At 55.4% G+C, this 1,034-nt stretch carries 1 protein-coding gene and 1 rRNA gene; both read left to right on the forward strand.

Features of this window, described 5'->3' with window-relative positions; all coding sequences use genetic code 11:
* A partial coding sequence (locus JTN19_RS14490) for a hypothetical protein (RefSeq protein ID WP_206934100.1) occupies window positions 1-210 on the forward strand: 210 nt, incomplete at its 5' end.
* Between the two features lie 40 nt (window positions 211-250).
* Window positions 251-1,034 (forward strand): 16S ribosomal RNA (locus JTN19_RS14495); the annotation flags it as partial.

Here is a 1,034-nt window from a genome sequence, read left to right on the forward strand (position 1 = left end):
CGTTGTTTCAAAATCACATCTGGTTATGCAGAAGTAAGTGCTGACGTGATCTGCTTTGGTTTTGCTTTCTGGAAGGGGAGCGAAGCGGGGGCGGATATGAATGTTGGGATGCGTGGTTGGTGCTGCTGTGGCTTTGGTCATGGTTGGCGTTGGCTATGTGTCTGGTTTGTTTTTGGTGTTTGGTGCTTGGGTTTAGGATGGTGGGTTTGAGTTTTGCTGTGCTGGCTTCGGCTGGCATGGTGGAACGGATGAACCTGAGAGTTTGATCCTGGCTCAGAGCGAACGCTGGCGGAATGCTTAACACATGCAAGTCGCACGGGCAGCAATGTCAGTGGCGGACGGGTGAGTAACGCGTAGGAACGTGTCCGAGGGTGGGGGATAACGCTGGGAAACTGGCGCTAATACCGCATATCTCCTGAGGGAGAAAGCAGCGATGCGCCCATGGAGCGGCCTGCGTCCGATTAGCTAGTTGGTGGGGTAAAGGCTTACCAAGGCGACGATCGGTAGCTGGTCTGAGAGGATGATCAGCCACACTGGGACTGAGACACGGCCCAGACTCCTACGGGAGGCAGCAGTGGGGAATATTGGACAATGGGCGCAAGCCTGATCCAGCAATTCCGCGTGGGTGAAGAAGGTCTTCGGATTGTAAAGCCCTTTCGACAGGGACGATGATGACGGTACCTGTAGAAGAAGCCCCGGCTAACTTCGTGCCAGCAGCCGCGGTAATACGAAGGGGGCTAGCGTTGCTCGGAATGACTGGGCGTAAAGGGCGCGTAGGCGGCACACACAGTCAGGCGTGAAATTCCCGGGCTTAACCTGGGGACTGCGCTTGATACATGTGAGCTAGAGGATGGAAGAGGCTCGTGGAATTCCCAGTGTAGAGGTGAAATTCGTAGATATTGGGAAGAACACCGGTGGCGAAGGCGGCGAGCTGGTCCATTACTGACGCTGAGGCGCGAAAGCGTGGGGAGCAAACAGGATTAGATACCCTGGTAGTCCACGCTGTAAACGATGTGCGCTGGATGTTGGGTGAC

This window comes from Roseococcus thiosulfatophilus, from assembly GCF_017311575.1.
In the GTDB taxonomy this organism is placed as follows: Bacteria; Pseudomonadota; Alphaproteobacteria; order Acetobacterales; family Acetobacteraceae; genus Roseococcus; species Roseococcus thiosulfatophilus.